31 protein-coding genes are annotated in these 26069 nt (G+C 37.8%); 22 read left to right on the top strand and 9 right to left on the bottom strand.

The annotated features are described in order from the left end of the window. The first annotated feature begins 89 nt into the window (after nucleotides 1-89). From ACY2RU_RS08440 to ACY2RU_RS08450, 3 genes are all read left to right on the top strand, one after another. A complete protein-coding gene (locus ACY2RU_RS08440) occupies nucleotides 90-689 on the top strand; it encodes a YdeI/OmpD-associated family protein (RefSeq protein ID WP_490138000.1) in 600 nt (199 codons plus the stop codon). Continuing rightward, nucleotides 689-1798 carry an adenylate/guanylate cyclase domain-containing protein gene (locus tag ACY2RU_RS08445; RefSeq protein WP_490138001.1) on the top strand — a complete coding sequence of 370 codons (1110 nt, stop codon included), beginning with the start codon at nucleotides 689-691 and terminating at the stop codon, nucleotides 1796-1798. Before ACY2RU_RS08440 ends, ACY2RU_RS08445 begins: the two co-directional genes overlap by 1 nt. A 163-nt stretch (nucleotides 1799-1961) precedes the next feature. Further along, nucleotides 1962-2324: a hypothetical protein gene (locus ACY2RU_RS08450; RefSeq protein WP_490138002.1), complete on the top strand. Its 363-nt coding sequence runs from the start codon at nucleotides 1962-1964 to the stop codon at nucleotides 2322-2324. On the opposite strand, the gene ACY2RU_RS08455 is transcribed toward ACY2RU_RS08450, so the two are convergent. After that, nucleotides 2325-3599: an NAD(P)/FAD-dependent oxidoreductase gene (locus ACY2RU_RS08455; protein WP_490138003.1), complete on the bottom strand. Its 1275-nt coding sequence runs from the start codon at nucleotides 3597-3599 to the stop codon at nucleotides 2325-2327. A gap of 125 nt (nucleotides 3600-3724) precedes the next feature. Here ACY2RU_RS08455 and ACY2RU_RS08460 point away from each other — a divergent pair, with 125 nt between their 5' ends. Next, nucleotides 3725-4219: an RNA polymerase sigma factor gene (locus ACY2RU_RS08460; RefSeq protein WP_490138004.1), complete on the top strand. Its 495-nt coding sequence runs from the start codon at nucleotides 3725-3727 to the stop codon at nucleotides 4217-4219. Nucleotides 4220-4224: 5 nt separating this feature from the next. Then, on the top strand, nucleotides 4225-4863 hold the full coding sequence (locus ACY2RU_RS08465) for a DUF8845 family protein (protein ID WP_490138005.1): 639 nt from the start codon (nucleotides 4225-4227) through the stop codon (nucleotides 4861-4863). 70 nt (nucleotides 4864-4933) lie between these two features. Here the strand turns inward: ACY2RU_RS08465 and ACY2RU_RS08470 are convergent, their stop codons facing one another. Together ACY2RU_RS08470 and ACY2RU_RS08475 are read right to left on the bottom strand one after the other, a co-directional pair. Continuing rightward, nucleotides 4934-5737 (bottom strand): lysophospholipid acyltransferase family protein, encoded by an 804-nt coding sequence (locus ACY2RU_RS08470; RefSeq protein WP_490138006.1) that lies wholly within the window; start codon nucleotides 5735-5737, stop codon nucleotides 4934-4936. A gap of 74 nt (nucleotides 5738-5811) precedes the next feature. Then, nucleotides 5812-6453: an NUDIX hydrolase gene (locus tag ACY2RU_RS08475; protein ID WP_490138007.1), complete on the bottom strand. Its 642-nt coding sequence runs from the start codon at nucleotides 6451-6453 to the stop codon at nucleotides 5812-5814. Here ACY2RU_RS08475 and ACY2RU_RS08480 point away from each other — a divergent pair. The 3 genes from ACY2RU_RS08480 (at nucleotide 6447) to ACY2RU_RS08490 (ending at nucleotide 10190) form a co-directional block, all read left to right on the top strand. Beyond that, on the top strand, nucleotides 6447-7181 hold the full coding sequence (locus ACY2RU_RS08480; protein WP_490138008.1) for a peptidylprolyl isomerase: 735 nt from the start codon (nucleotides 6447-6449) through the stop codon (nucleotides 7179-7181). The genes ACY2RU_RS08475 and ACY2RU_RS08480 overlap by 7 nt on opposite strands. A 209-nt stretch (nucleotides 7182-7390) precedes the next feature. Beyond that, nucleotides 7391-8362, top strand: coding sequence for a hypothetical protein (locus ACY2RU_RS08485; RefSeq protein ID WP_490138009.1), 972 nt, complete (start codon nucleotides 7391-7393; stop codon nucleotides 8360-8362). 16 nt (nucleotides 8363-8378) lie between these two features. Beyond that, entirely contained in the window at nucleotides 8379-10190 is a 1812-nt protein-coding gene (locus ACY2RU_RS08490; RefSeq protein ID WP_490138010.1) for a 3-coathanger stack domain-containing protein, read from the top strand. Nucleotides 10191-10254: 64 nt separating this feature from the next. Here the strand turns inward: ACY2RU_RS08490 and ACY2RU_RS08495 are convergent, their stop codons facing one another. After that, the gene (locus ACY2RU_RS08495; protein WP_490138011.1) at nucleotides 10255-10878 is read right to left on the bottom strand and encodes a trimeric intracellular cation channel family protein; all 624 of its coding nucleotides are present in this window, start codon (nucleotides 10876-10878) and stop codon (nucleotides 10255-10257) included. Then, nucleotides 10875-11606, bottom strand: a complete 732-nt coding sequence (locus ACY2RU_RS08500) for an RDD family protein (protein WP_490138012.1) — start codon at nucleotides 11604-11606, stop codon at nucleotides 10875-10877. The genes ACY2RU_RS08495 and ACY2RU_RS08500 overlap by 4 nt, the downstream gene beginning before the upstream one ends. A 35-nt stretch (nucleotides 11607-11641) precedes the next feature. Between ACY2RU_RS08500 and ACY2RU_RS08505 the strand changes: the two genes are divergently transcribed. The 8 genes from ACY2RU_RS08505 to ACY2RU_RS08540 all read left to right on the top strand — a co-directional run bounded on the left by ACY2RU_RS08505 (nucleotide 11642) and on the right by ACY2RU_RS08540 (nucleotide 19437). After that, the gene (locus ACY2RU_RS08505; RefSeq protein ID WP_490138013.1) at nucleotides 11642-12619 is read left to right on the top strand and encodes a stage II sporulation protein M; all 978 of its coding nucleotides are present in this window, start codon (nucleotides 11642-11644) and stop codon (nucleotides 12617-12619) included. Further along, nucleotides 12591-13469 carry a hypothetical protein gene (locus ACY2RU_RS08510; protein WP_490138014.1) on the top strand — a complete coding sequence of 293 codons (879 nt, stop codon included), beginning with the start codon at nucleotides 12591-12593 and terminating at the stop codon, nucleotides 13467-13469. The genes ACY2RU_RS08505 and ACY2RU_RS08510 overlap by 29 nt, the downstream gene beginning before the upstream one ends. Next, nucleotides 13470-14222 carry a DUF4129 domain-containing protein gene (locus ACY2RU_RS08515; RefSeq protein ID WP_490138015.1) on the top strand — a complete coding sequence of 251 codons (753 nt, stop codon included), beginning with the start codon at nucleotides 13470-13472 and terminating at the stop codon, nucleotides 14220-14222. Beyond that, the gene (locus tag ACY2RU_RS08520; protein WP_490138016.1) at nucleotides 14219-15439 is read left to right on the top strand and encodes a DUF4350 domain-containing protein; all 1221 of its coding nucleotides are present in this window, start codon (nucleotides 14219-14221) and stop codon (nucleotides 15437-15439) included. The genes ACY2RU_RS08515 and ACY2RU_RS08520 overlap by 4 nt, the downstream gene beginning before the upstream one ends. Next, nucleotides 15426-16424, top strand: a complete 999-nt coding sequence (locus ACY2RU_RS08525) for an AAA family ATPase (RefSeq protein WP_490138017.1) — start codon at nucleotides 15426-15428, stop codon at nucleotides 16422-16424. The genes ACY2RU_RS08520 and ACY2RU_RS08525 overlap by 14 nt, the downstream gene beginning before the upstream one ends. Nucleotides 16425-16426: 2 nt before the next feature. Beyond that, nucleotides 16427-17755 (top strand): DUF58 domain-containing protein, encoded by a 1329-nt coding sequence (locus ACY2RU_RS08530; RefSeq protein ID WP_490138282.1) that lies wholly within the window; start codon nucleotides 16427-16429, stop codon nucleotides 17753-17755. A gap of 187 nt (nucleotides 17756-17942) precedes the next feature. Next, complete coding sequence (locus ACY2RU_RS08535; protein ID WP_490138018.1) at nucleotides 17943-18371, top strand: DUF2141 domain-containing protein; 429 nt, start codon at nucleotides 17943-17945, stop codon at nucleotides 18369-18371. 127 nt (nucleotides 18372-18498) lie between these two features. Beyond that, on the top strand, nucleotides 18499-19437 hold the full coding sequence (locus ACY2RU_RS08540) for a LysR family transcriptional regulator (protein WP_490138019.1): 939 nt from the start codon (nucleotides 18499-18501) through the stop codon (nucleotides 19435-19437). 30 nt (nucleotides 19438-19467) lie between these two features. Here ACY2RU_RS08540 and ACY2RU_RS08545 read toward each other — a convergent pair whose 3' ends face one another. The 4 genes from ACY2RU_RS08545 to ACY2RU_RS08560 form a co-directional block, all read right to left on the bottom strand. Beyond that, nucleotides 19468-19665 (bottom strand): hypothetical protein, encoded by a 198-nt coding sequence (locus ACY2RU_RS08545; protein WP_490138020.1) that lies wholly within the window; start codon nucleotides 19663-19665, stop codon nucleotides 19468-19470. A gap of 121 nt (nucleotides 19666-19786) precedes the next feature. Continuing rightward, nucleotides 19787-20587 carry a TIGR00266 family protein gene (locus ACY2RU_RS08550; RefSeq protein ID WP_490138021.1) on the bottom strand — a complete coding sequence of 267 codons (801 nt, stop codon included), beginning with the start codon at nucleotides 20585-20587 and terminating at the stop codon, nucleotides 19787-19789. Nucleotides 20588-20652: 65 nt separating this feature from the next. Then, nucleotides 20653-21231, bottom strand: a complete 579-nt coding sequence (locus ACY2RU_RS08555) for an NUDIX domain-containing protein (RefSeq protein ID WP_490138022.1) — start codon at nucleotides 21229-21231, stop codon at nucleotides 20653-20655. Between the two features lie 24 nt (nucleotides 21232-21255). Then, nucleotides 21256-21711 (bottom strand): DUF4442 domain-containing protein, encoded by a 456-nt coding sequence (locus tag ACY2RU_RS08560; RefSeq protein ID WP_490138023.1) that lies wholly within the window; start codon nucleotides 21709-21711, stop codon nucleotides 21256-21258. 131 nt (nucleotides 21712-21842) lie between these two features. On the opposite strand from ACY2RU_RS08560, the gene ACY2RU_RS08565 reads away from it, so the two are divergent. The 6 genes from ACY2RU_RS08565 (at nucleotide 21843) to ACY2RU_RS08590 (ending at nucleotide 26046) form a co-directional block, all read left to right on the top strand. Then, nucleotides 21843-22367, top strand: a complete 525-nt coding sequence (locus tag ACY2RU_RS08565; protein ID WP_490138024.1) for a DUF4870 domain-containing protein — start codon at nucleotides 21843-21845, stop codon at nucleotides 22365-22367. Continuing rightward, complete coding sequence (locus tag ACY2RU_RS08570) at nucleotides 22351-22530, top strand: hypothetical protein (protein ID WP_490138025.1); 180 nt, start codon at nucleotides 22351-22353, stop codon at nucleotides 22528-22530. The genes ACY2RU_RS08565 and ACY2RU_RS08570 overlap by 17 nt, the downstream gene beginning before the upstream one ends. Nucleotides 22531-22627: 97 nt before the next feature. Then, nucleotides 22628-22966, top strand: coding sequence for a PadR family transcriptional regulator (locus ACY2RU_RS08575; protein ID WP_490138026.1), 339 nt, complete (start codon nucleotides 22628-22630; stop codon nucleotides 22964-22966). Beyond that, nucleotides 22963-24735, top strand: a complete 1773-nt coding sequence (locus ACY2RU_RS08580) for a PspC domain-containing protein (protein WP_490138027.1) — start codon at nucleotides 22963-22965, stop codon at nucleotides 24733-24735. Before ACY2RU_RS08575 ends, ACY2RU_RS08580 begins: the two co-directional genes overlap by 4 nt. Before the next feature lie 10 nt (nucleotides 24736-24745). Continuing rightward, on the top strand, nucleotides 24746-25468 hold the full coding sequence (locus ACY2RU_RS08585) for a head GIN domain-containing protein (RefSeq protein ID WP_490138028.1): 723 nt from the start codon (nucleotides 24746-24748) through the stop codon (nucleotides 25466-25468). Nucleotides 25469-25551: 83 nt separating this feature from the next. Continuing rightward, nucleotides 25552-26046 (top strand): nuclear transport factor 2 family protein, encoded by a 495-nt coding sequence (locus tag ACY2RU_RS08590; protein WP_490138029.1) that lies wholly within the window; start codon nucleotides 25552-25554, stop codon nucleotides 26044-26046. The last annotated feature ends 23 nt before the right edge of the window (nucleotides 26047-26069 follow it).

Genomic DNA, 26069 nt, shown 5'->3' on the forward strand with positions numbered 1-26069 from the left:
TCAGGCAGCTATTCTATGAAAAATGTTAACCAATTAGGTTGTGCTACCCTTACATTTGCTATGGTTTTTATTATTAAAAAGATCACGATATGACCACTTCACAAAAGATCCAACAATATATTGAGAAGCACGCTCACTTTAAAACAGAGCTTACTATGCTTCGGGAAATATTGAACGAAACTGAATTGATAGAAGAAGTTAAATGGGGAGCCCCTGCTTATACATTCAATGGTAAGATATTGCTCGGGCTAGGAGCATTTAAAAATCATCTTGGGCTTTGGTTTCATCAAGGAGTGTTTTTAAAAGATGACAAGAAAAAGCTGCTTAATGCTCAAGAAGGGAAAACAAAGGCCCTCAGACAGTGGCGCTTTCACAAAGGCGATGTCATCGAAAAAGAAATAATTCGTGATTATATTCAGGAAACGATTGAAAACTGTCTGGCTGGAAAAGAAGTTAAAGCGGTTAAAGCAAAGGCCTCTATGCCATTACACCTACTTCTAAAAGAAGCCTTGGAGCAGGATCATTCATTAGAAAAGGCCTATAAAGCACTTACCCCCGGCAAACAAAGGGAGTACAACGAATATATCCACGAAGCAAAACGAGAAGCTACACAACATAGCCGTATGGAGAAGATCAAACCAATGATCTTGGCCGGGCAAGGGCTTCACGATAAATATAAAAATTGCTAATGAAAACAAAGTTTCAAGGATGGAACAGCCTCCAATGGTGGTATTATGTACGAAGAGCCTTTTGGATACTGTTTTCGTGGCTGCTCATCTCAACCCTCTTCTTTTTCTACGACTATTTTACACTTCGGGAAAATGGGGTGTTGAGCTCGGCATACGACTTTAAACAAAGTTTTACAGCGCATTTGATCGTTGCCATTATTGCTGGTATTGCAGGCGGAACTATAACTGTTAACATAATGGATCGTTGGCTACGAAGGCATCCATTTTTAAAGGCGCTTACCTATATCGTACTACTCTACCTTAGCACTGCATTGATAGTGAGTTTGGTTGGAGCGCTATACTTTTACAGCGAAGAATTTGGATTACCATTTTATGACCAAAAAGTAATACAAGAAGTGGTACGGTTTTCTGGAACCTGGTTTTTTCTAAAACAAATTCTGGTATGGCTCTTTATTGTAATTGGAACCCTCATTGTTTTGATGGTAAATGATAAATACGGACCAGGAGTGTTTCCCGATTACTTAAAAGGTCGCTATTTTAGACCTAAGAACGAGCGACGAATCTTTATGTTTGCAGATATTAAAAATGCTACCGGAATCGCCGAAGAATTGGGCGAAGAAAAATATTTTAATTTTTTAAAAGATTTCTTCCGCGATATCGCTCCTGCCATTGTGCAAACCTACGGTGAAGTATATCAATACGTGGGTGACGAAGTAGTTGTGTCATGGAAAATGAAACAAGGTCTTAAAAAAGGAAATGCCATTCGTTGTTTTTTTGAAATGAAAGCAATAATTAAACGGAAGAGAAAACGCTACCTCAGCAAATATGGTCATCTTCCCGAGTTTAAGGCTGGGTATCACTTCGGAAATGTGATGGTGGGCGAAATTGGGCAAATCAAACGGGAGATCGTTTTTTCTGGAGATGTTCTCAATACGGCCGCTAGAATTGTTGGGCAATGTAACGAATACAATGTCGATATTTTAGCTTCGGAAGTATTTGGAAATGTAGCTTATCAACTTCCGAAGAAAGTAAAAAAAGTTCCCATGGGCGAAACCGAGATCCGTGGTAAATCTGAGGAAATAGGACTTGTCACCTACATTCGAAACTAGCAATCAGACCTTTTCAAAGAGCGAATATTGCCGTTTTTATACGATTCACATCGCTTTATTAAAATTAACGGCATTAAAATTGTTGATAATTCCGAAGAAAGGATATCAGTTTAAAATTGACGCCTTTTATAAAAGTATTGTAGAATCCATAAAAAATCATCTTATGAAAGCAGATCTTTACACCAAAACTATCCTAACTATTATCGCTATTTGTTTAAGTCTAAACGTTGTGCAACAATTAGATCTTATTCCAAAGGCTTATGCTGCTAGTCCGGAGCCTAATGCCGAGATTTCAACTCAATACCGTTTAGTTCCAATCAATGAATTTGACACAATGGACGTTCGTATTGTAGATATCAATACCTATGATGAACTCAATGTAAATTTAAAGAGCGTTGACACCTATGATGAAGTTAAAGTGAATATTAAAAGTATTGACACTTCAGACGAGTTGGATGTCAACATTGATGAGATTGGTGGTGGTTGGATTTCAAATGGAGGTCCAATTAAGGTAAAGGTAGAGTAGTTATTTCCTTTTAAAAGGTCTAATAATAAGCCTAGCCGCACGATCATAATTAATATAATTGTAGGTCCAATTAAAAAAGGTAACCACCCGATTTCTAAACCCTACAAGAAACCAGAGATGAACAAACATCCATAGGAACCAAGCAAAGGCACCGCCAAAATGTAGTTTTTTAAAATCTACAACTGCTTTATTTCTACCTACAGTAGCCATAGAGCCTTTATCGAAATATTTAAACGGCTGCATTGGTTTTCCAGCCAATTTATTTTTAAAATTTTTTGCAAGCTGTCTGCCTTGTTGAATTGCAGGTTGTGCAACCTGCGGATGCCCTCTGGGATAATCATCTAATTCCATCAGCGCAATGTCACCAAGGGCATAAATGGCCTCTTGCCCTAAAACCTTGCTAAAAGGATCTACACGATATCTATTGGATCTTTCCATTAACGAATCGCCACCAATACCCGCAATTGGCGCACCAGTAACACCCGCCGCCCAAATAAAAGTGGATGTTTTAAAACTCAAGCCATCTTTTGTTTTTACCAGTTCCCCATCGTAATCAGATACATATGTATTTAAATGCACCTGCACACCTAAACCTTCAAGAAAAGTCTGAGCTTTTTGAGAAGCAGTTTCACTCATGGGCGGTAAAACACGATCTCCTCCTTCCAACAGGTGTACTTCCATTTGTGCTTCTGTAAGCTCACGATAATCGTGCTCTAAAATTCCTTTTCTGAATTCAGCAAGGGCACCAGCTAGTTCTACGCCCGTGGGACCCGCCCCTGCAATGACAAAGTTGAGCAGCTTTTTTTGTTCTAAAATATCTTCGGAAACCGCCGCGGCTTCAATATTTTGCAAGACTAGACTACGAATATTAAGCGCTTGTGGCACAGTTTTCATAGGCATGCTATTGGCTTCAATGTTCTTATTTCCGAAGAAATTAGTACGCGTCCCCGTAGCGATCACTAAATAATCGTAATGAAGCTCCCCAATAGACGTTTTTAAGATCTTTTTTACAGAATCAACATGCTCTACATCTGCCAATCGAAAATGAAAGTTGTTATTTTTTCTGAATACCTTCCGAAGAGGATAAGCGATAGAATCGGGTTCCAAGCCCGCTGTAGAAACTTGATATAACAAAGGTTGGAACGTATGGTAGTTATGTTTGTCGAAAAGAACGATCTGCACAGCGCTTTTACGTAATTCCTTTATAAATGAAATACCCCCAAATCCACCACCTACTACTACTATTCTCGGCAAACTCGATTCTGGAATATTCATATATAAAAAGCTATGCTACAAAGGTACTATATGCTTTGTTTTTAGGTGTAAAATTCGCTTATTTTTAGCATTTTTGTAACAAAGAATTACTTCTGTATACTAATGGTATAACCAATAACCAACCATTGAACAAAGAACTTGAACATCGTTTTGTGACTCAGCTTGAGGAGAACCAGAACATTGTGCATAAAATTTGTCGCTTATACACGAACAACAGCGATGCGCACAATGATCTGTTTCAAGAGATCACCATCCAACTATGGCGAGCATTTCCCAAATTTCGGGGAGATTCTAAGTTTAGTACGTGGATGTATAGAGTTGCGCTAAATACAGCAATTACGTTGTATCGTAAATCAAAACGCTCTGTAAAGACACAGGATTTTGAGGGGGTCAGTTTTAAGATTTCTTCGGAAGCTTATGACGATACCGTTGAAGAACAATTAAAATTGATGTATAGTGCGGTGAAAAACCTAAATGACATTGACAAAGCATTGGTTTTTCTGTATTTAGAAGATAAAAATTATAAAGAGATCTCACAAACTTTAGGTATTAGTGAGGTTAATGCGAGAGTGAAAATGAATCGTATAAAAGAAAAATTACGTAAAGTACTTAATCCGTAAGCCCGATGGATGAATTAGAATTATTAAAACAAAAATGGCAAGCAAGAGAGCAAGATCTCCCAACATTGTCTTATAACGATATTTATAAGTTGATTCTTAAAAAATCGTCATCCATTGTAAAGTGGATCTTTATTATTGGTGTACTCGAGCTTTGTTTTTGGATCGGGCTGGTTTTGCTCACACCAGAATCTCAAATGAAAGTTATGAATGACATGGGGCTAAAAACTGCCTCTGTGATCACCAATGTTATTCATTTTGCGATCATCGCTGTATTTATCTGGTATTTTTACCGCAATTATAGGTCTATTCAGGTAACCGACAACACAAAGATGTTGATGAAGAATATCTTAAAGACACGTAAAACAGTTCGCTATTTTGTTTTCTATAACCTAGCGATGTATGCTGTATCGAGTATTGTGATCGTCACGTATTTCTATATGAATAGCGGCCGTTTGTATAGCGTAATGGACTTTGCAAGTCGGGGTATTTCGCCTGAAAACTTTGACAACCGTTTCTTGATAGGCTATATTATTGTTAGCGTTCTCTTTATTGGCATCCTCATGCTCTTTTACTGGCTTATCTACGGAATTCTATTGGGAAGACTAAAGCGTAATTACAAAGAATTAAAACGAATGGAAGTATAATGCTAGTGGTATGAATTTAGGTGACAAATAAAAAATATCAGATCAACATTCTAGTTAATCCTTAATTCATTTAGTATCTCCATTCGCGCTCTTTATTGAGTTCTTCTTCACTTTTTAGTTCTTCGGAAGGAATTACCTTTAAAAAAGAAGGGTGTTGCTCAATAGCATACTCTAGTTTTTCAACGATGGTCTTTACATCATCATTTTCGTAATCAATATCAAGAGGTGGCTTGATCTCCATAGATTGGAGAATACCTCGCTTTTTAATTCGTATCCCTTTTTTATCGAAAGATCGTCTAAATCCGTCGATAACAATAGGTACTACGATCGGTTTATTCTTTTTGATCAAATGTGCTGTTCCACGTCGAATAGGCCTCCAAGGTTTGGTAGTCCCCTGCGGAAAAGTGATCACCCAACCATCATTCAATGCTTTTGTAATATTACTTACATCACTCATCTTTACCTGTCGGTTAACATCTTTTCCTTCGGCACGCCACGTACGTTCAATACTTATAGAACCCGCGTAGGCCAAAATTTTTGGCAATAACCCCGATTGCATGGTTTCCTTAGCTGCTACAAAATACAGATTCAGCTTAGGCTTCCACAAATAACCGATATTCTTAATATTATCATCTCGCCCACTAAGGCTCGCGTTAAAGACATGAAACATGGACACCACATCAGCAAAATAAGTTTGATGGTTTGAAACAAATAACACATTTGTATCAGGCAGTTCCCGAAGAATCTCACTACCCTCAATTTCCAGCTTGTTAAATCCTTTAAAACGCCGATGTGTAAGCGCCCCTAAAATTCGGATAAGCCAAAGTTTTAAAAAAAGAATATGCCCAAAAGGATTTTTCTTAAAAAGCCCCATACATTGATTTAATTGGTTTGTCTGTAATTTTTTTTTAAGAATAAACAGAACTTCAAAGATACAAAAATAGAATGTTACAGCAGCGTTTTAAGGATTTCTCGTACCTCGCTCAGCATCATTGCTGTAGCGCCCCAGACAACATGTCCGTTAAGTTCATAGGCAGGTACTTTGATGTCAATGGCATAACTTGTGGTCAAGGTTTTTGTAATAATAACAGCTTCATCCATTAAATGCGCTAGCGGCACTTCAATTAACGCTTCTACTTCTTCCTCCTGCGGAATGAATTCAGGCATTTTATCTGTATATCCCAGAAATGGTTGCACAAAAAATTTACTTGGTGGAATATAGATCTCCGTGAGTTCGCGTAAAACTTGAATGGCTTGCCTGGGAACACCTACCTCTTCTTCAGTTTCTCGCAAGGCGGTATCTTGCATAGAAGTGTCTTCTGGTTCTGGTTTTCCGCCAGGAAAACCAACTTGAGCAGAATGAACGCCTTTGTATGTTTTTCGAAGTATTAATATAAGGTGGGTTTCTAAGTTTTCATTCGGATAAAAAAGTACCAAAACTCCTGCCCTTCGCGCTGAATTGTCTTTATACGCTTTTGCCTTGAGATCTTCTAAACGTTCAATAGGTGCCATTTTCATGTGCGCAGCCTCGCCAGGAAGTTGCATTTTTCCTACTTTTACAATTGCAGTTTTAAATTCTGAAAATGTCATATTACAAATTAGGTTTGGCGCTTGTGTTTACCTGTTTTACGCTTTGCACAAGTTGTGAAGATACTAAAAAGCGAGATAATCTTTCATCAGATCCAGTTGTGGAAGATTTTGATAAGGTTGATCTTTCCGAAGAAAAAACAAAGACAATAGATAGTTTGAGAAAAGATCTATTTCCGAAGTTAACAACCGAAAATGCTGTTGATTTTCTCACTAAATACGGTAAAGAAAATAATGAAACTCAGGTGCGTATTAAAACACAACACGGCGATATTGATATTGAACTCTATACAGACACCCCTATTCATAGAGCTAATTTTATTTATTTAATCAAACAAAAGGTATTCGATGATAGTTTTTTTCATCGCGTGGTTCCAAATTTTATCATTCAGGGTGGAAATGCCGATACAAGAGAAGTACATGAAAAACGGGCTGAAATTAGTGCTGGCTACCTGCTTCCGTCCGAAATTAATAATAGAAAGCATACCTACGGAAGTGTTTCTGGCGCTAAAGAATATCGTAAGAATCCCGACAAAAAAACTTTTCCATTCGAATTTTTTATCTTCTTAGGTCCACAGACGAGTACCAGCCATCTCAATGGTAATTACACCATCTTCGGAAGAGTAACCAAAGGAATGGATGTCGTCGAGAAAATAGCAAACTTGCCAACCGACCCAGATAGTGATTGGCCGCAAGTGAATGTATTTATTACAGCTGAGGTTCTAGAGTAATAAAATCAGTCTTTCTTCCGAAGAAAAACCAACACGACTTTCTGTAATTCAATTTCGAGACAATTTTAAATGTTTACTCAACGCATTTGAAATAGTTGGCTACGCTTGTGCATTCCCTATTGCACAGCTATTATAATACACTCATCTTTAGTAAAGTATAGCGAAAGTCGCTCTTCACATTTTTTCAACAACACTAAAACTCACGTATTATGAAAAAGCTATTACTAGTATTTGTCTCCTTACTTTGCACCAGCCTCATGTTTGGGCAATTTGATCTCTTGGAAAGCAATCTTGGCTACGAAAAAGCCCTACGTTTTAATATGAATAATGGTTTGAACATCAAGGCTATTCAACTTATTTCTAAGTCGGATGAAGGCTTACACTTCCAATCTAAAGCTCATAACTCTTGGAGCACTTCCATGATCCTAAAGCAGGGTAAACTTGGGATCGGGACAACCACTCCTTGGGAAATGCTTGATGTGAATGGCTCTGCTAAAGTGAAGACATTGGTTATTGCTCCTACCGCCAATGGTAATTTTTTACAAATGGGACCAGTCACTGGTCTCGGACAGCGGGTTTTTAGTTTTAATTCTAGCGGAAGTTATGCGGGCTTTAATGTTTTAAATTCTACAGGAATTCAACGATTAGCTTTTAGTTCAAACAATACAGACTATTGGTTTGGAATGAAAGACGATAATGGTCTTGAGATTTTTAAAGCAGCTCGAAATCCAGAATATGGTTCTTTTGTTCACTTGCCGCAGTCTGACTCCCGATTAGTAATAGGCGATTATGGAAGCTACTTGCATGACAAAGGGTATAAATTAGTCGTAAAAGATGGAGATGCCATTGTTCAAGGAACATTAGTTGCCGAAGAGGTTGTAGTTAGTTTGACCGTACCGCCAGATTTCGTTTTCGAAAAGTATTATAAAGGTGAATCTACTCTTAAAGCAGACTATACCATGCCAACTCTAGAAGAGGTTGCTGCCTTTACGAAAGCTAATCACCACTTACCAGAGGTGCCTTCCGCCAAAGAAATTCAAAAAAATGGTATGCAAGTTAGTGAGATGACAAGTCTTTTATTGCAGAAAGTTGAAGAATTGACATTATACACCATTGAGCAACAACAGCAAATTATGGAACTGAAAAAGCAAGTCACCGCATTAAGTCAGTCAAGTCACTAATCTTAATACGGACATTATGAAACTATATAAATTTAAAATAAAACTGCTCTCTATTGCGCTGCTGTTATTTGGAATGGGTGTGTTTGCACAACAGGAGAATGACAAATGGAATTTTGGCCAAAACCAATGGGATTTTAATGGTCCCAATTTTACATCAAGCCAATTTGGATATTACAATAAGTATGCGACCGCCTCTATTAGTGATAAAACAACAGGACAATTACTCTTTTATTCTAACGGACTTGCCGTGTCAGATAGAAACGGAAATTTAATGAGTAATGGAAATGAGTTGGTTGGTCCTAATGCTGCGTTTTATGATTCCGCAGCGATATGTGGGGGAAATATGACAAGTCAAGGAGTTGTGATTTTACCAAAACCTAATAGCCCCAATCAATATTACGTGTTTACTACAGTATCCACTCGATTTGAGGATTGTTCTTATGCTGGTAATATTAATTACAATTTTGGAGTGCGCTACGCGATAGTCGATATGTCATCGGGATTAGGTACAGTCACTAGTAAAAACAATATTATTCAAACTGAAGCGAGTAAAGGTCTTACCCCTGTTTTAGCAAGTGACGGTACATCTTATTGGATAATTGTCACGAATGCAGGAAGTTTTAACGCCTATAAAGTTGACAGTAGTGGTATAAGTAGTTCACCAATTGTGAGCACAGTTGCCACATCTTCTAATTTCTATGCTAAAAATGCCATAAAAGTATCTCCAAATTCAGAGAAGTTGCTTTATGGTTATATGCTGTATGATTTTAATAATGCAACAGGCCTCATTTCGAATCCAATTGATATCACAGCCAGTGCCCCTCCTTTCACATATTATGAAGACCAATCTGTGCATCTGAGCAGTACTGAATTTTCTGAGGATAGTAATATTATTTATTTTGTAAGCGCCCTACAATCTGGCACAGTAGGACAAACCATTATTGCTAGCGGACTTTGTATGTATAATATTGGTACAAATCAACTATTTGGAGCTGATCCAAACGGTGGGTATATCAATGAATTCATTTATCCTGGTGCTGCGTATGGTGCTAACATACAACGGGCGGCAAATGGTAAGATTTATCTTATTTTTAATCAGCAAACAGAAGAAGCCCCTTTTTATGATCAAGAGGTGAATTTTGGCTATTCAGATTATCAACCTCCATTCACCTACCATTCTTACGATTGGGGGGTTATTAATAATCCAAATGTTTGGAACACCACTTCCAATCCAGTATCGTACATATCCGTGCCTTTGGGTATGAAGAATGGTTATGTTTTTCCGCAGTTAATTCCAGAAGGGCCAACCTGTGTAGCCGACCTCATCATTACGGCAAATGTTCTTTCCGGACAAACAGACATCCAGGAAGCGGGTAATACTATAATCGCAACAAACACCATATTTAATGGTGGTACCGCGGAGTACGATGCTGGGTCTACTATATATTTAAAACCCGGCTTTAGATCAAACGCTGGCTCCGAGACACGACTCTACATCGAAGGTTGTACACAACCAAAACCTATAGGCGACGATGGTGACATCAAATCGATGAACAATACAGTCTCGGGCTTAAAAAGTCCAATGAACCCATCAAAGGTTTTAGATCTGTATCCAAATCCTACGTCAGGGAGTTTTAGTTTAAAAAGTAAGCACGAAATGCTCGATTGGGAAATCACCAATCAGGTAGGTAGTATACGCTATACCGACCTTATGCAAGACGCCAATCAAACAGAAATAGACATTAGTAGATTTGCGACGGGTGTTTACTTCTTAAAAGTGGCGTTTAAAGATGGTGACATTGTTATGAAGACCATTATCAAAGAATAATAGTCTTAACATTTTTATTTGGTGAATGAGCAAGTTGTGTAGTAAAATATACAGCTTGCTTTTTTTATTCTTCGGAAACCTCTTTTACAGTATAAATAGAAGGTAATGACCAATTAAATGTCACTGCTAATAAACGTACAGTGATCACAATAGATCCAGAAATGATCACGATCCAATTTTCAGTCAAGCTTGTTTTCAGCAAGAGAAAGTAAAAAATCCCTCCCAAGATGCAGGCGGTTGCGTAAATATTCTTTCTGAAGATCACAGGAATCTCATTACATAAGATATCTCTAATTACCCCACCAAAACATGCAGTCATAGTACCTAAAGCAATGCAAATCAAGGCCGGCAGCCCCGCAGCTATACCTTTTTCTATCCCTACCATCGTATACAATGCAATTCCGATAGTGTCAAAAAGAAATAATGATTTTCGAACGTAATTGAGTTTTTTGCGGAAGATAATCGCCAAAATCGTTGTAATAGCGATCACATACACAAATGTTAGATCCCGCATCCAAGTAATATTTGCATCCAATAATAGATCTCGAAGGGTTCCACCTCCAACCGAAGTAACAAAGGCGATGATAAAAATTCCGAAGAGATCCATCCTCTTTTTCATAGCCGTAAGTGCGCCTGATACCGAAAAAGCTATGGTTCCTAAAATATCAATAATTAAAAATACGCTCACATGTTCTGGGTGTAATAGTTATAATCTTTAATAACCTTATCAATAAATGATATGGGAGTTTCTTCAAAAGTAATATCCATAACATTTGATACTTTAACCGCCAATTTTAGAACAACGTTGTGGTTTCCTCCATATTTCGCTTTGGTAAAAACATCTTTGATCGTTTGCATTTCAGAATCTGAAAAAACAGTCACCTGTGGATATTTAGGCTGGTAATCTTCAGGAAGATCCATAACAAGCATTTGCGAATGATGAATAGGCGTCTTTTCTGAAATAACTGTAGTTGAAGCCGCCAGATCGCCCAAACGTTGTCCGCGCCCGTTGATCAAGATCGTGACCAGAGCTACGGCCCCACTTGCCAAACTAATATCGATAACACGCAATAACCAGCGCAACAAATAATTTGAAAATGCAGGTTTTGAACCGTCGAGTTTTACAACGCGTATTTTCATAACACGTTTGCCAGGGCTTTGTCCGTTCCAGAACATTTCAAAAACGAGATGATATACCAAAATGGGAAGCACTGCGACCATAAACAAAAGGAACAAAGCACTATCTCCGAGGTTCATTTCAGAAATAATAAAACCTATAATAATTATATATAAAATAAAGATATAGGCAGCAATAAGTAAACTATCAATGATATAGGCAACAATGCGGTCGCCAATGCCCGCTACATTTTGAAATATGTTGACATTTTGGGCGGTTTCTATTTGAAAATTATCCATTAAATCTGTTTCTTTGGTAAAAAACACTGCTACCCATGCGTGAAGCTGCTTTTGCGAAGCAAAATAAGGATAAATGGTTAAAATTTGAAAGTGTTCTTCGGAATAATATTCAAATAAATCCCGATGAACTAAGCGCGCTCTATATTGAAATTACCGACCACCTTAGTTACGCCCAAACTTTTTATCCCAATAGTAACACACATCGCTACCTAAACGGGATTTCGGTATTGGCACATCAAAAAATTTATAAGACCAAGCGCGAATCTCGCAAACGTTTTATAACATTCTACACCCAAGAATTTCCATTATTTTTTTCGCAGTACCACAAACAATTGCTTATCGCATTTCTAACCTTTACACTGTTTGCCGTTATTGGGGCTTTCTCGGCTGCTACAGATGGTGATTTTGTTCGCCTTATTTTAGGGGATGGTTATGTAAATATGACTTTACAAAATATTGAAAACGGTGATCCTATGGCAGTTTATAAAGACATGGAGGAAGTCCCCATGTTCTTAGGAATCACAGTCAATAATATTCGCGTTGCACTAATGGCTTTTAGTTTTGGAATCTTACTTTCTTTGGGCACCATCTACATTATCATGCGTAACGCCATTATGCTGGGCTCATTTCAATACTTTTTTTATGAAAAAGGTCTTCTCTGGGAATCGGCTAGAACGATCTGGATACACGGAACTATCGAAATTTCAGTGATCATTATTGCTAGCTGTGCCGGTCTGGTTCTGGGTAACAGTATTTTGTTCCCAGGAACATATACCCGACTTCAATCTTTTGTGCGTGGTGCCAAAGACGGAGTCAAAATATTAATAAGTACTATCCCTTTCTTTATTATCGCTGGCTTTTTAGAAGGTTTTGTTACAAGACATACAGAAATGCCAGATTGGCTTGCTATTTTAATTATAGTGAGCTCCTTGTTTTTAATTATATATTACTACGTAATCTACCCCATAAAACTCAAAAAAAGATATGCTGCAGCGGAACTTCGTCAACTTTAAACAACAACGAGATCTAGGCTCTATTCTAACGGATACTTTTAAATTTATTCGTTTAGAGTGGAAACAACTCTTCACCCTTGTATTAAAAATTGCAGGACCTGCATTGCTTGCGGTTATAGCAGCCTATGTTTTTTATATGAGCACTACCTTGGGTAGCTTTGGTCAATTGGGCACTGGGCCAAATCCGTTTGGCGATTTTACTTTTAATACCATCCTCTCTGTCATACTGCTACTTATCGCAACGATGGTCTTCTATTCTCTCCTCTACGGAACAGTCTTACACTATATTAAATCATATGTCCAAAATAACGGTATGGTTGATCCGAACGAGGTAATGGCTGGAGTAAAAGCTAAATTTTTAAGCCTTACGGGGCTCAACTTCCTTGTTGGAATGATCGTTGTTGTTGGATTTTTACTGTGTATTTTGCCTGGTTTCTATTTCGGGACCGTCTTATTTTCTGCCTATGCGATCCACGTATTTGACAATAAAAGTGCAACCGATTCGATCAGCTATAGCTTTGAACTCATTAAAAATGAATTTTGGATCACCTTAGCAACCATTCTTGTGGTCGTTATGTTGTATTATTTTATTTTAATGATCTTTAATGTACCGCAATACATCTACTTTTTTATAAAAATGTTCACATTCGCCGAACAATCGTCACCAGATCCGGCCGAGATGTTTGATTGGGTGTATATTGCACTTACGGCTTTTGCTTCATTATGCCAACATATTCTACATACCATTCTTGTAATTTGTGGCGCGCTGATCTATTTCAATCTTAACGAACGTAAAAACTTTACAGGAACCTTAGAAACGATCGATCGCCTAGGAAATTCTCAAGAATAAATGCCAAATTATCTTTTTTTACTGTTTTTTCTTTGCTTCGGAAATGTAACAACTCCGCAGGAAACGGCTATTCAAAAAACACAGAAAGAGGTAAAATACGATCGTGACAGCACTCAACAGCCGTTAGATTTTGATGATAAAAAGCTTTCGGAATATAAAGAAGACAATGCCTTTAATTATGTTGAAATAGAGGAAGAGGAAAATCTATGGACCCGTTTTGTGCGCTGGATCGGAAATCTTTGGGACCGTTTTTGGAGATGGGTCTTTAACGGTGTTGAGCCTGGTCCGTTTTGGGGATTTATAGTGCGGGTGCTCCCCTACCTTATTGCAGCAGCCATCGTTATCTTTATTGTTTGGTTGTTTTACAAACTAAATCCTGGGGCGACGCTTTTCGGAAAAAAACCGCAGCCTGAAGTTTTCTTTACCGAAGAAGAAGAGATCATCAAAACTAAAAATATTCAGAAATTGATCGACAAAGCCGTACGAAACAAGAATTATCGCCTTGCGGTACGGTATCACTACTTATTGATCTTAAAAAAGCTTTCGGAAGGAGAACATATTGATTATGAGTTCGACAAAACAAACAACGATTATATTTCAGAAATAACTTCAGAAAACATTCGATTTCCATTTTCAAAGGCAACCAATATCTATGATTATATCTGGTATGGCAGCTTTGATGTTGTAGAAACAGATTACCACAAGGCGCGTAATACATTTATGAATCTAGAAAAAAGCATGAATAAACAATGAGCAAACTGCAAAAAATATTGCTCGGGTTATTCATTGTTCTACTCGGCCTCATGGTCTACGCAGAAGCAACAAAGCGTCCGCCTGTCAATTGGTTTCCAAGCTACAATCAATTAGACAAAATCCCCTTAGGGACGTATGTGCTTCACGATATGCTAGAAGAATCATTTAGCAGTCGTTTTACTGATGTGCAAAAACCTCCCTTTGAACAATTAAAGGATTCTACCTTTCAAGGCACCTATTTTTTTGTGAATGATCGTATCAATTTTGATGAAATAGAGCGCAATGCACTACTAGATTGGGTAGCTCAGGGAAATACTGTTTTTATTGCTGCCAATAGTTTAGGGCACCATTTAAAAGACACCCTGCAACTAGTTATCCGAAATGAGGTCTTATTAGACCGCATGAGCACAGAACCTTTACTAAATTTGACCAACAATCATTTAAAAGCAGATTCGCCCTACCATATAAAACGAGATCTTTCGATTCGTTTTTTTGAAGAAATTGACACGCTCTCACAAACAGTATTGGGCGTCACACAAGCATATCAAGACACTTTACAAATAACAAAACCCTTGATCAATTTTCTTAAAGCTCCTATTGGCAAAGGGGCATTTTACTTACATACGCAGCCAGAAGTTTTTAGCAATTATTTTTTATTAGAAGATAAAAATAACCCTTCGTACACAGAAAATGTTTTGTCTTATATTAATAACGAGAACCCTCTTTATTGGGATATGCATTACAAATCTGGTAAACGCATCAATGTATCGCCACTACATGTTATTTTAAACAGTAAATACTTAAGGTGGGCATATTATACGGTTTTACTTGGTGCGCTGTTATTTGTTCTTTTTGAAGGAAAAAGAAAACAACGCAGCATTCCAATTGTAACTCCCCTCTCTAATAAGACCTATGAGTATACCCAAACCATTTCTGGGATGTATATTGATAAAAAAGAATATCACCAAATTGCCAAAAAACAAATAGTCTTATTTTTTGAATATGTACGTACCCAATTACGCGTACCTTCTGAACATATCAACAAACGCTTTTTTACAGCTGTTGCAGCTAGAAGCGGTAATACCATAGAAGATACCCAACAACTCTTTACTTTTATGGAAAAAGTACAAAATCAGCACAGCACTAGCGAAGCTGAACTTTTAAAATTATACGATCAAATTAGCACTTTTAAAAATAAACTCGATGGAAAATCCTGAAGCACAAAACGAAGAACTACATTTTAACAATCGCATTCCATTGGATGAGCTTAAAACTGCTGTTGCTGCCATAAAAGAGCAACTTGGCAAGATCATTATAGGGCAAGAAGATTTTATTGAATTACTTATTGTAAGTCTTTTAGCAAAGGGACATGTGCTAATAGAAGGCGTTCCTGGAATTGCTAAAACAATTACGGCTAAACTGTTTGCGCAGACCTTGAAAACTAATTTTAGTCGTATACAGTTTACCCCTGATCTTATGCCAAGTGATGTTTTAGGTACCTCTATTCTTAATATGAAATTATCGGAGTTTGAATTTAAAAAAGGCCCTATTTTCTCAAACATTGTACTAATTGATGAGATCAACCGTGCGCCTGCAAAGACCCAAGCCGCACTGTTTGAAGTAATGGAGGAACGTCAGATCACCATGGATGGTAAACGCTATGTTATGGAATATCCATTTATGGTATTGGCAACACAGAACCCGGTGGAACAAGAAGGAACCTATGCTCTACCTGAAGCCCAATTAGATCGATTTTTGTTTAAGATCAAAGTAGGATACCCGAAAGTAGAAGATGAAGTAACCATCTTAAAAACACACCATGTTCGGAAACACCAAGATCCAAAAGATCTTATTGAAAGCGTTATGAGCACAGATGATCTCAAAAAATACAGAGAGCAAGTCCAAAATATATTGATCGAGGACAAGATTTTCACCTATATCGCTCAGGTCGTAGATAAAACCAGAAATCATCCGCATCTCTATTTAGGAGGCTCACCCAGAGCGTCCTTAGCTATCATGAACGCGTCTAAGGCTTTTGCGGCCATCAACGGACGAGATTTTGTGACACCAGATGACGTAAAACGCGCTTTGGTTCCCGTGCTTCGTCATCGAATAATTTTATCGCCAGAGCGTGAAATGGAAGGCATGACCCCAGAAACAGTTATTGATATGATCGCACAATCTATTGAAATTCCTCGCTAGTGATCAAATTCATTAAATCATTATACTTAACGCCGCGTTTTTTTTACGTGTTGACAGGTATTGCCATACTTTTCCTATTGTCATATTGGTTTACGCCGCTCTACGGAATCACTTGGCTTATTGTGTTCACAATTTTCCTACTCACCATTTTTGAGCTAAGCATGCTATACAGTAAAAATGGATTGGAAGCAGCACGAGTACTCCCCGAAAAATTTTCAAATAGTGATATCAATGAAGTGATCCTTCAGTTAAAGAATAAATATGCATTCCCAATTGAAGTCGCCATTATCGATGAATTGCCCGTACAATTTCAGAAGCGAGATTTCTTCCGAAGCACAAAAATACCTGCTAGACTTTATACAACGTATCGATATAGTGTACGTCCTGTAGATCGTGGTGAATATATCTTCGGAAATCTAAATTGTTATACAACGACTGTTATTTCGCTGCTTCGCAGGCGCTATACATTTAATAAGGAACAGATGGTAAAAGTGTACCCATCGTTTATTCAGATGAAGAAATACGACTTTCTAGCTATTGATAACCGTTTGTCGCATATCGGACTCAAAAAAATAAGACGTATTGGTCACACCATGGAATTTGAGCAAATCAAAGAGTATGTGGTGGGCGATGATGTACGTACGGTTAATTGGAAATCGACTGCCAAACACGGGCAGCTTATGGTTAACCAGTATCAAGACGAAAAAATGCAGCCTGTCTATTCGATCATTGATACGAGTCGCGTGATGAAGATGCCTTTTGGAGGATTAAAGTTAGTCGATTACGCGATTAACAGTGCTTTGGCCTTTTCAAATATTGCCCTTAAAAAGAATGATAAAGTAGGACTGATAGACTTTAGTAATGAGATCGGTGGTTTTTTGCCCGCCAATGCAAAGAAAACCTATCTCAATGCTATTATGGAAAATCTATACAATGTAGATACAAAGTTTTTAGATTCAGATTTTGGCGTTTTACAATCACTGGTCAAAAGGCGTATCAACCATAGAAGCTTGCTACTCCTCTACACCAATTTTGAACATATCTCATCACTCCATAGACAACTTCCGTATTTAATGGCTATTGCTAAAAAACACGTATTGGTGGTGATTTTCTTTGAAAACACTGAACTTAAAACCTTAACAGATTCTAAAGCTGATAATGTTCATGCTATCTTTGACCAAACCATTGCACAGCAATTTGAGTTTGATAAAAAAGTGATGGTACGGGAACTACAACAACGGGGCATCCAAACTGTTTTAACGCAACCAAAAGACCTTACGGTCAATACCATCAATAAATATCTGGAGATCAAAGCCAAAGGACTTTTATAATATTTTGTGCTTAATAAACGCCTAAAAATGAGTACTTACTTCTAGCTTTAAACTTCCCGCCTCCAATTCCTAGCATCAAACTACAATTCATCCTAAACAATCAACAGTTGGGTATTCCATAGTTTTTCTGAAGGCGCTTCTGCCGCATCTTTGTTTCAGAAATTAATAACAACTAAAATATATCTTTATGAAAACTGTACTCACCACCCTCGCATTAGCATTCGCACTTTTAACAGCAACAGCACAAACTACGCCTACCGTAACTACTAGCGGAACCTCAATCACCGTAACGGTTCCTGTTCAAAGTAATGAAGGTTCGGTATTCTTTGCATTACATACTGAAGAAACTTTTCTGAAAAATGGACTTGCAACTATGGAAGCACCAATTGTAGATGGATTTGCTACGGTAACTTTTAACAACGTTACTGAAGGCGAATATGGAGTTACCTTATTTCACGATAAAAACAGCAACAAGAAAATGGATTTTGAGCCAAATGGTATGCCAAAAGAAATGTACGGAGTTAGCAACAACATAATGAGTTTTGGACCACCACAATGGAATGACGCAAAATTTGAAGTCGCTAATGAGCCAATTACGATGGAAATTAGAATGTAAATTTCACTAAAAAACGAATATAAGCTCTCCATTGGAGAGCTTTTTTTATAGTCTAACTCTATTCTACATGCTACTACAATAAATTATTACGATTGATCTTTGTATCTTCGTCAAAAGCATCTTGAATATGACGATCACCCAATTAAAATATGTCCTTGCAGTAGCTGAACAACAAAATTTCACCAAAGCGGCCCAAAAAACTTTTGTTACGCAGCCCACCTTGAGTATGCAAATTCAGAAGCTGGAAGAAGAACTTGATATTTTGATCTTTGACCGGAGTAAAAAGCCCATTGAGCTTACAGCAGTGGGAAATAAAATTGTGAATCAAGCGCGGAGTATTGTCAATGAAGCTGCGCGTATGCAAGATGTGGTGGATCAAGAAAAAGGGTTTATTGGTGGGGATTTCCACCTAGGAATCATCCCAACAGTGATGCCTACATTGCTTCCTATGTTTCTAAAAAGCTTTACAAAAAAATATCCAAAAGTTCATTTAAAGATCGAAGAGCTCACCACCGACGAGATCATTTATAAGATCAACGAGGGACATTTGGATGCTGCTATTGCTGCCACTCCTTTAGAAAATGATAAGATCAAAGAACGCCCTTTATACTATGAGCCGTTTGTGGGTTATGTTCCAGATAATCATCGTTTAGCGAGTAAAACTAAGCTCGATAGTAAAGATCTCGATCTCGATGATATTTTACTATTAGAAGACGGTCATTGTTTTCGGGATGGAGTGATAAATTTATGTAAAGCGTCAAAACTTCACCCAGACGATACTTTCCAACTACAAAGCGGAAGCTTTGAAACCTTGATCAAATTATCAAATGAAGGCCTAGGCATGACCTTACTTCCGTTTTTACATACGCTTGACATTTCAGAAAAGGACCAGAAACGACTTCGTTACTTCAACGAGCCATCACCCGCTCGGGAGGTCAGTATTATTTACAGTAAGAATGAATTAAAGATGCAAATTATCAATGCGCTCTATGATCTAATTGCTAGTATCATACGCGGTGCCATTGCATTCCAAGACGTTAAAATTATTAGTCCGAAGCACAACTAAAAAAGCCTTCGATTTCTCGAAGGCTCCTATTTATGTGTTTAGATGAATTAGACATTGATTTAATTGGGGGTTCTGTTTAATTAGGTCGTCGACCCAAATCTTCAGTTCTTCAATTTCATAAGGAAGTAATCTAGACATTGCTTTTTGAAGCTCCTTACAGAACAAATTTACATCAAAGCTAACTTTATTAAGCACCGCTTTGGTGTAATCATACATAGCTCTAGCCATAGGTGTTCAGAATTTAAGGTTAAGTAGTTTACAATCTATAGGCGCTGTTTTTTTGATTAGCTGTCCTTAAAGGTAACGAAAAAAACAATGCGATCTTGATCCTACAATTCTTAAAAAAATGTTAAAAACGATTATCGCCGTCCAAAAGGTCGCCTAAGCCCCCTAGAATACTCCCCTCGCCTTTGTCTTTACCGCCTCCTTTTGGTGCAGCTGCCCAAACGCGATTTGCGAGTCTGCTAAATGGTAAAGATTGAATATAAACCGTTCCAGGGCCCGTGAGCGATGCAAAGAACATTCCTTCACCACCAAACAGTGTATTTTTTATCCCTCCTACAAATTCAATGTCGTAGTCAACTGTTTGATCAAAACCAATGATACAGCCTGTATCCACCTTCATCTTTTCACCAACCGCTAGCTCTTTTACCGCGGTAGTACCTCCTGCATGAACAAACGCCATTCCATCCCCCTCTAGCTTTTGCATGATAAAACCTTCGCCTCCAAATAAGCCTCGACCTAGTTTTTTAGAAAATTCAATTCCAATAGATACACCTTTTGCCGCACAGAGAAAAGCATCTTTTTGGCAGATAAACTTACCTCCAAATTTATTGAGATCTATAGCGATGATCTTACCTGGATAGGGAGATGCAAAACTCACGCGTCTTTTGCCTGTAAAAGCGTTGTAAAAGGCAGTCATAAATAGACTTTCTCCTGTAAGTAAACGCTTTCCGGCACCGAATATCTTACCCAAAACACCTTGATCCTTTGAAGAACCATCACCAAAAATGGTCTCCATCTTGATACCTTCCTCCATCATCATAAAGCTACCAGCTTCGGCAACCACGCCCTCATTAGGATCGAGTTCGATCTCCACATACTGCATTTCTTCGCCATAAATAATGTAATCTATTTCGTGTGCTGTCATATTTTTAAAATTTTAGGTTTGACGCTTATTTGTAGAATGTCAAAGCTATTTGTTACAAAAGTCGACTAGTTTTGGTCTGCCTTTTTATTCAGAAAAAACCATTGGACAGCTACCAGCGATTTTGCATCTGTAAAACACTGCGATATTCCTCTCTTTAATATTTCAGAAAGAGCCATTTTTACCAATGCAATATCTTCTTTTTCTGAAACCAACCCGCCTCCCATTGTTGTTTTATCTTCGGAAGTGACTTCAGCATAAAACAAAAAGATCCGCTCTGAAGATCCGCCGGGAGAAGTAAAAAATGTAGAGATAAGCTTTAATTCGTGAAGTTGGTAACCTAGTTCTTCGGAAACTTCCTTTTGGGCTCTTTCTGAAGGCAAATCACCTTCCTCCATGCTTCCTGCGGGAATTTCAAGGATCCAACCATCACCATCGTTAACTGTTGGGTATCGAAACTGTTTGGTAAACAATAGACTATCTGTGTCTTTTTCATATATAAGGACAGCCACCGAGTCACCACGCTCAAAACTTTTGCGTTTTACTTGAATTTTCCCTCCTTTAAAGGTGTCGTGTAGAATGGAAGCCTCTTTTATTTTGAAATAGTCATCAAAAACAACGGTTTCATCTTGTATTTTATATTTCATTTAGTTTTAGAATATTGACTAGCATTAGCGTTTGGTTCTAAGTGTCCACTCAAAATGAAATGTTGAAACTAGATCCCCGGCTTCGTCTACACCTTTAGATTCCATCCAAATGGTCTGCCCTTCGCCTGTTTCAATAGCCTTAGCTATCGCTGCTTTGCATGCGAGTCCGTCGTTACATGTAAAGGTAATTCTCCCGCGGGCTTTCTTACTAAAATTACCCTTGTTGTTTAAAACGAGCATAGATATAGGCGTATCAAATTCTTTAATATAACCCATTACCAAAGCGCCGGTGCTCAACTCGGCGGCCATTCCTTGTATGGCCCAAAACATCGATTTAAACGGATTTTGATTGATCCAACGAAATTTAACGGTGGTGATACATGAAGTATCATTAATAGATTTTAACCGAACACCCGTAAAATATGCCGAGGGCAATTTGGCCATTAGAAAAGTGTGTATTCCTTTGATTTTATTGGGCATTGAAAGATATTTTCGGCTAAGATATTACATTTTAAACAAATTCAATTTCTTAAAGTTTTGTTAAATTTTAGTACTATGCGTAACATAATACCTTCTTAAAGACATATATTTGTATAAGATTCTAATCAACTATGGAAACAAACCTTATAACAACCAACGAAAAAAATGCAGCAGCACTTATACATGCTTCTACATTTTTAAAATATTTTTTTCCATTGGCCAATTTTTTTGCGCCACTATTACTTTGGACTTTTAATAAAGAAAAGTCCTTTGTAGATGAACATGGAAAACAGGCCATTAATTTTCAACTAAGTATTATGGTATATACCATAATAATAGGTCTGTTATGCCTCCCGTTCTTTATCATTTTTGCAACAGACTTTATATCGTTGATCGAAGCACTAGATCGGGCAAGTGATACAATTTCGATCCAAGAGATTAAAAATATCTCAGGATATATTGCTCTGTTCGGCATTGCTGCCATACTTCTCTTCGGACTTTTTGTCTTTGAATTGTATTGTGTGATCAATGCCACTATGCATGCTGCTAAAGGCAAAATGTATCGTTACCCTTTTACTATTTCGTTCTTAAAAACTATAACCAACTCCGAACCCGTTTCGGAACAAAACCAACCAGACCATGAGCACGCTAGTTAATTTATTAATCGCCGCGGTATTAAGCGTTCTAGGCCAAGATGTTGCCCAGAATGTTTCAGAAATCAGCATCCAAAACGTCATAGAGTGTATTCAACAAACAGAACAAACTGCACTAACTATTTATCCCTTGGATGCCGCAAAATTTGAAATGAAAGAGATCTAAGGTAAAAAAGCATCAATCAAACCTATGCGATAAAACATGATCAAACATGAGCGTAGGTAAATCAAAACGAACACCATTAACAATGTAAATCAAGCAGATGAAAATTGAAAACACAAAAGCGCAAATGCGTAAAGGGGTTTTAGAGTATTGCATCCTTTCTATCCTAAAAGATGGTGAGGCTTATACAAGCGATATTCTCGACACCTTAAAAGACGCAAAAATGCTGGTGGTAGAAGGCACAATTTACCCTCTACTCACTCGCCTCAAAAACGCAGGACTGCTCGCTTATCGCTGGGAAGAATCTACCAGTGGGCCGCCACGTAAATATTATGATCTGACTGAAACAGGCAGACTATTTTTAAAAGAATTAAATACGACCTGGAGCGAATTGCAACAGGCAGTAAATAAAGTAACAAGCGAAACCACCAAAAAATGAAAAAGACAGTCAATATTAACCTAGCCGGGACTTTTTTCCATATCGATGAAGATGCCTTCGGAAAATTACAACGCTATCTAGATGCTATTAAACGTTCACTGAGCGATCCGCAAGGAAGCGACGAGATCATTCGTGATATTGAAGCGCGTATAGCCGAACTTTTTTCAGAAAAACTAGAGACGCAGTCGCAAGTCATTTCAATCAAAGAACTCGACGAGGTGATAACCGTAATGGGACAACCCGAAGACTATATCGTAGATGAAGAAATTTTTGATGATGTTCCGCTTTCAAAAAAAGTAGATCACTCTTCGTACAAACAACTCTATCGAGATATCGATAACAAATTTGTTGCAGGGGTGTCTTCTGGATTAGGACATTACTTAAAAATAGATGCCATTTGGGTTCGACTTCTTTGGATCCTCCTAACCATTGCTACTAGCGGATTATTCATCCTAATTTATATTATGTTTTGGATCTTGGTTCCGGCTGCGATCACAACAACAGATAAACTTAAAATGGGCGGTGAAGCCGTAAACATCTCCAACATTGAACGTAAGTTCAAAGAAGGATATGAAAACGTGGCAGATCGTGTAAAGAATGCTGATTATGACAAATACGGCCAACGTGTAAAAACAGGGACAACGAGTTTTTTTGATACGGTGGGCAAAATAATCATGACGTTGCTTACAATTTTTGTAAAACTCATTGGCGTATTTCTTGTATTTATTTCGCTCACAACCCTTATTGCATTGATCGTAAGTTTATTTACAGTAGGTACTGTAGGTATTTGGGGTGATAATGAGGTGATGGATTATATCACCATTGCTGATGCCACAAACACACCTGTTTGGGTCATTTCGTTACTTGCGTTATTAGCTATTGGTATTCCATTTTTCGCCCTCTTTATCTTAGGTCTGAAGATGATCGTAGACAATCTTAAATCGATTGGAACCACAGCCAAAATTGCCTTACTCGTAATCTGGTTTGCTTCGCTTATTGGAATAGGTGTCGTAGCCGTACAACAAGCAACAGAACGCGCATATGATGGTGATGTAATTTCTGAAACGATGATCCCAATTAAAGCTGGAGAAACAATTCGTATGGCAATGCGCGCAGATAATCAATACGAATACGAAGTGTCTCGTCAAGGCGGACCGCAATTAAAATATGACCAAAATGACAATCAATTTATCTACTCCAATGATATTCGATTGATCGTTCGTTCTACAAAAGATTCGGTTGGAAAATTACTTGTGGAGCGCAAAGCACAAGGAAGCAGCTCGTTACAGGCAAAAGAACGTGCTGAAGACATCATCTATAACTATTCATATAAAAACAACATTCTCCTACTCGATGGTTTCTTTATTACCGACACCGAGAATAAGTTTAGAGATCAAGAAGTAGAACTCGTGTTGTATTTACCAATTGGAACCATTCTAATTGCTGATGAAAACACTTATTCATTCCATCGAAATGATAGCCGTTATCACGATATTTTAGACAATGGAGATGAAGGACGGCAATTACTTATTCAAGACGGACTTACAAAATGTCTCGATTGTCCAGTTTCAAACGAAACAGAAGACAACGATTGGCCGAACGATGATAAAGACACTGATGATAGCCCTTCGGAAAATTGGGAGCAGGATATCAATAACTCCTTTTCTGATGATGAAGCACCCATTAAAACTCCAGAAACTCCTGAGGTCACAACCCCTTCCGAAGTTCTAGAAAATACAACTATACAAACCGATTCTATTAACAACTAAACCAATACTTATGAAAACAATTCAGCTATTCATTTTAAGCATTACGGTACTCTCATTAAGTGCTTGTAATTTTGACCTTAATATTGGTCAAACCAATGGTAACGGTAATGTCACTACCGAAACTAGAAATATTGAACATGACTTTACAAAAGTAAAGGGTTGCTGCGGACTCGATATCTACCTTACTCAAGGCGACGAAAACAAAGTTGTTGTAGAGGCGGATGAGAACCTACAGGAACAAATTGAAACTTATGTTGACAATGATCGTTTGGTGATGCGCGTGGAGGGAAATATTGGTCGGTCGAAAGCTAAAAAAGTGTATGTAACCTATAAATCTATTGACGAAGTAGACGCTAGCAGCGGTTCAGATATGATATTTAACTCGGTACTTAAAGCGGAAACCATTTCTTTAGAATGTAGCAGTGGCGCCGATATTGAAGTTGAAGTTTTTGCTAAGGAAGTACTAGCAGATTGTAGTAGTGGCGCCGATATTGAAGTATCTGGAAAAGCTACCTCGCTACGTGCTGATGCCTCTAGCGGTAGTGATATCGTAGCTAAAGATCTCTTAGTAGTAGATTGTCGAGCCGATGCCTCAAGCGGTGGTGATATCACTGTTAATGTAAAAAACAAATTAGTGACTGAAGCTAGTAGTGGTGGTACCATTAATTACTACGGAAACCCTTCGGAAATCTCAAAAAATAAAAGTCGCTCAGGCAGTGTTCGGAAGCTGTAATTAGCTATTGACTTACTTCCGAACCTAAAACTCCGAAGTTCTTTCCATGGCTTCGGAGTTTTTTAACTTTAATAATCATCAAAATGAAAAATACCATATACCCTATTAGTTTCTTTGCCCTTTTTTTCTTCGGAATGGTACAGGCACAAGTTCCTACCGATTCAGAATTATATAAAACATTTATTCAAAAAGATAGCATCTTATTCGACGCAGGGTTTAATAACTGTGATCTAGTGGCCTTAGAAAGTGTTTTGGCAGAAGACTTAGAATTTTATCACGATGTGGCCGGAATTCAAGACAAAGCTTTATTCATGAAAGCCATGAAGGAAAATATTTGCTCATCGCCAGAACGTAAACCCATACGAAAACTAACTCCAAATACGGTTAAAGTATATCCGCTCTACGAGAATAAAGTACTTTATGGTGTGATTCAAGAAGGTGTTCACGAGTTTTACATACAAGAATCTGGTAAAGAATTATATCAAACAGGTTCTGCCCTATTCTCTATTCTTTGGATTAAGGAGAATGAAAATTGGCTAGCGAAACGCATTTATAGTTATCATCACCAAGCGAAATAAGCAATGCTTTTTGCATTATACAG

The sequence above is a fragment of the Ulvibacter sp. 2305UL32-6 genome (assembly GCF_058148545.1).

Bases quoted from the DNA above. Each gene is read 5' to 3' on its own strand.
- ACY2RU_RS08565 (WP_490138024.1), top strand. From the start codon at position 21,843: ATGGAAACAAACCTTATAACAACCAACGAAAAAAATGCAGCAGCACTT.
- ACY2RU_RS08585 (WP_490138028.1), top strand. From the start codon at position 24,746: ATGAAAACAATTCAGCTATTCATTTTAAGCATTACGGTACTCTCATTA.
- ACY2RU_RS08535 (WP_490138018.1), top strand. From the start codon at position 17,943: ATGAAAACTGTACTCACCACCCTCGCATTAGCATTCGCACTTTTAACA.
- ACY2RU_RS08515 (WP_490138015.1), top strand. From the start codon at position 13,470: ATGCCAAATTATCTTTTTTTACTGTTTTTTCTTTGCTTCGGAAATGTA.
- ACY2RU_RS08510 (WP_490138014.1), top strand. From the start codon at position 12,591: ATGCTGCAGCGGAACTTCGTCAACTTTAAACAACAACGAGATCTAGGC.
- ACY2RU_RS08590 (WP_490138029.1), top strand. From the start codon at position 25,552: ATGAAAAATACCATATACCCTATTAGTTTCTTTGCCCTTTTTTTCTTC.
- ACY2RU_RS08440 (WP_490138000.1), top strand. From the start codon at position 90: ATGACCACTTCACAAAAGATCCAACAATATATTGAGAAGCACGCTCAC.
- ACY2RU_RS08470 (WP_490138006.1), bottom strand. From the start codon at position 5,737: ATGGGGCTTTTTAAGAAAAATCCTTTTGGGCATATTCTTTTTTTAAAA.
- ACY2RU_RS08475 (WP_490138007.1), bottom strand. From the start codon at position 6,453: ATGACATTTTCAGAATTTAAAACTGCAATTGTAAAAGTAGGAAAAATG.
- ACY2RU_RS08555 (WP_490138022.1), bottom strand. From the start codon at position 21,231: ATGAAATATAAAATACAAGATGAAACCGTTGTTTTTGATGACTATTTC.
- ACY2RU_RS08490 (WP_490138010.1), top strand. From the start codon at position 8,379: ATGAAACTATATAAATTTAAAATAAAACTGCTCTCTATTGCGCTGCTG.
- ACY2RU_RS08465 (WP_490138005.1), top strand. From the start codon at position 4,225: ATGGATGAATTAGAATTATTAAAACAAAAATGGCAAGCAAGAGAGCAA.
- ACY2RU_RS08485 (WP_490138009.1), top strand. From the start codon at position 7,391: ATGAAAAAGCTATTACTAGTATTTGTCTCCTTACTTTGCACCAGCCTC.
- ACY2RU_RS08505 (WP_490138013.1), top strand. From the start codon at position 11,642: ATGCGTGAAGCTGCTTTTGCGAAGCAAAATAAGGATAAATGGTTAAAA.
- ACY2RU_RS08455 (WP_490138003.1), bottom strand. From the start codon at position 3,599: ATGAATATTCCAGAATCGAGTTTGCCGAGAATAGTAGTAGTAGGTGGT.
- ACY2RU_RS08580 (WP_490138027.1), top strand. From the start codon at position 22,963: ATGAAAAAGACAGTCAATATTAACCTAGCCGGGACTTTTTTCCATATC.
- ACY2RU_RS08550 (WP_490138021.1), bottom strand. From the start codon at position 20,587: ATGACAGCACACGAAATAGATTACATTATTTATGGCGAAGAAATGCAG.
- ACY2RU_RS08450 (WP_490138002.1), top strand. From the start codon at position 1,962: ATGAAAGCAGATCTTTACACCAAAACTATCCTAACTATTATCGCTATT.
- ACY2RU_RS08540 (WP_490138019.1), top strand. From the start codon at position 18,499: ATGACGATCACCCAATTAAAATATGTCCTTGCAGTAGCTGAACAACAA.
- ACY2RU_RS08445 (WP_490138001.1), top strand. From the start codon at position 689: ATGAAAACAAAGTTTCAAGGATGGAACAGCCTCCAATGGTGGTATTAT.
- ACY2RU_RS08500 (WP_490138012.1), bottom strand. From the start codon at position 11,606: ATGGATAATTTTCAAATAGAAACCGCCCAAAATGTCAACATATTTCAA.
- ACY2RU_RS08520 (WP_490138016.1), top strand. From the start codon at position 14,219: ATGAGCAAACTGCAAAAAATATTGCTCGGGTTATTCATTGTTCTACTC.
- ACY2RU_RS08525 (WP_490138017.1), top strand. From the start codon at position 15,426: ATGGAAAATCCTGAAGCACAAAACGAAGAACTACATTTTAACAATCGC.
- ACY2RU_RS08545 (WP_490138020.1), bottom strand. From the start codon at position 19,665: ATGGCTAGAGCTATGTATGATTACACCAAAGCGGTGCTTAATAAAGTT.
- ACY2RU_RS08480 (WP_490138008.1), top strand. From the start codon at position 6,447: ATGTCATATTACAAATTAGGTTTGGCGCTTGTGTTTACCTGTTTTACG.
- ACY2RU_RS08570 (WP_490138025.1), top strand. From the start codon at position 22,351: ATGAGCACGCTAGTTAATTTATTAATCGCCGCGGTATTAAGCGTTCTA.
- ACY2RU_RS08560 (WP_490138023.1), bottom strand. From the start codon at position 21,711: ATGCCCAATAAAATCAAAGGAATACACACTTTTCTAATGGCCAAATTG.
- ACY2RU_RS08575 (WP_490138026.1), top strand. From the start codon at position 22,628: ATGAAAATTGAAAACACAAAAGCGCAAATGCGTAAAGGGGTTTTAGAG.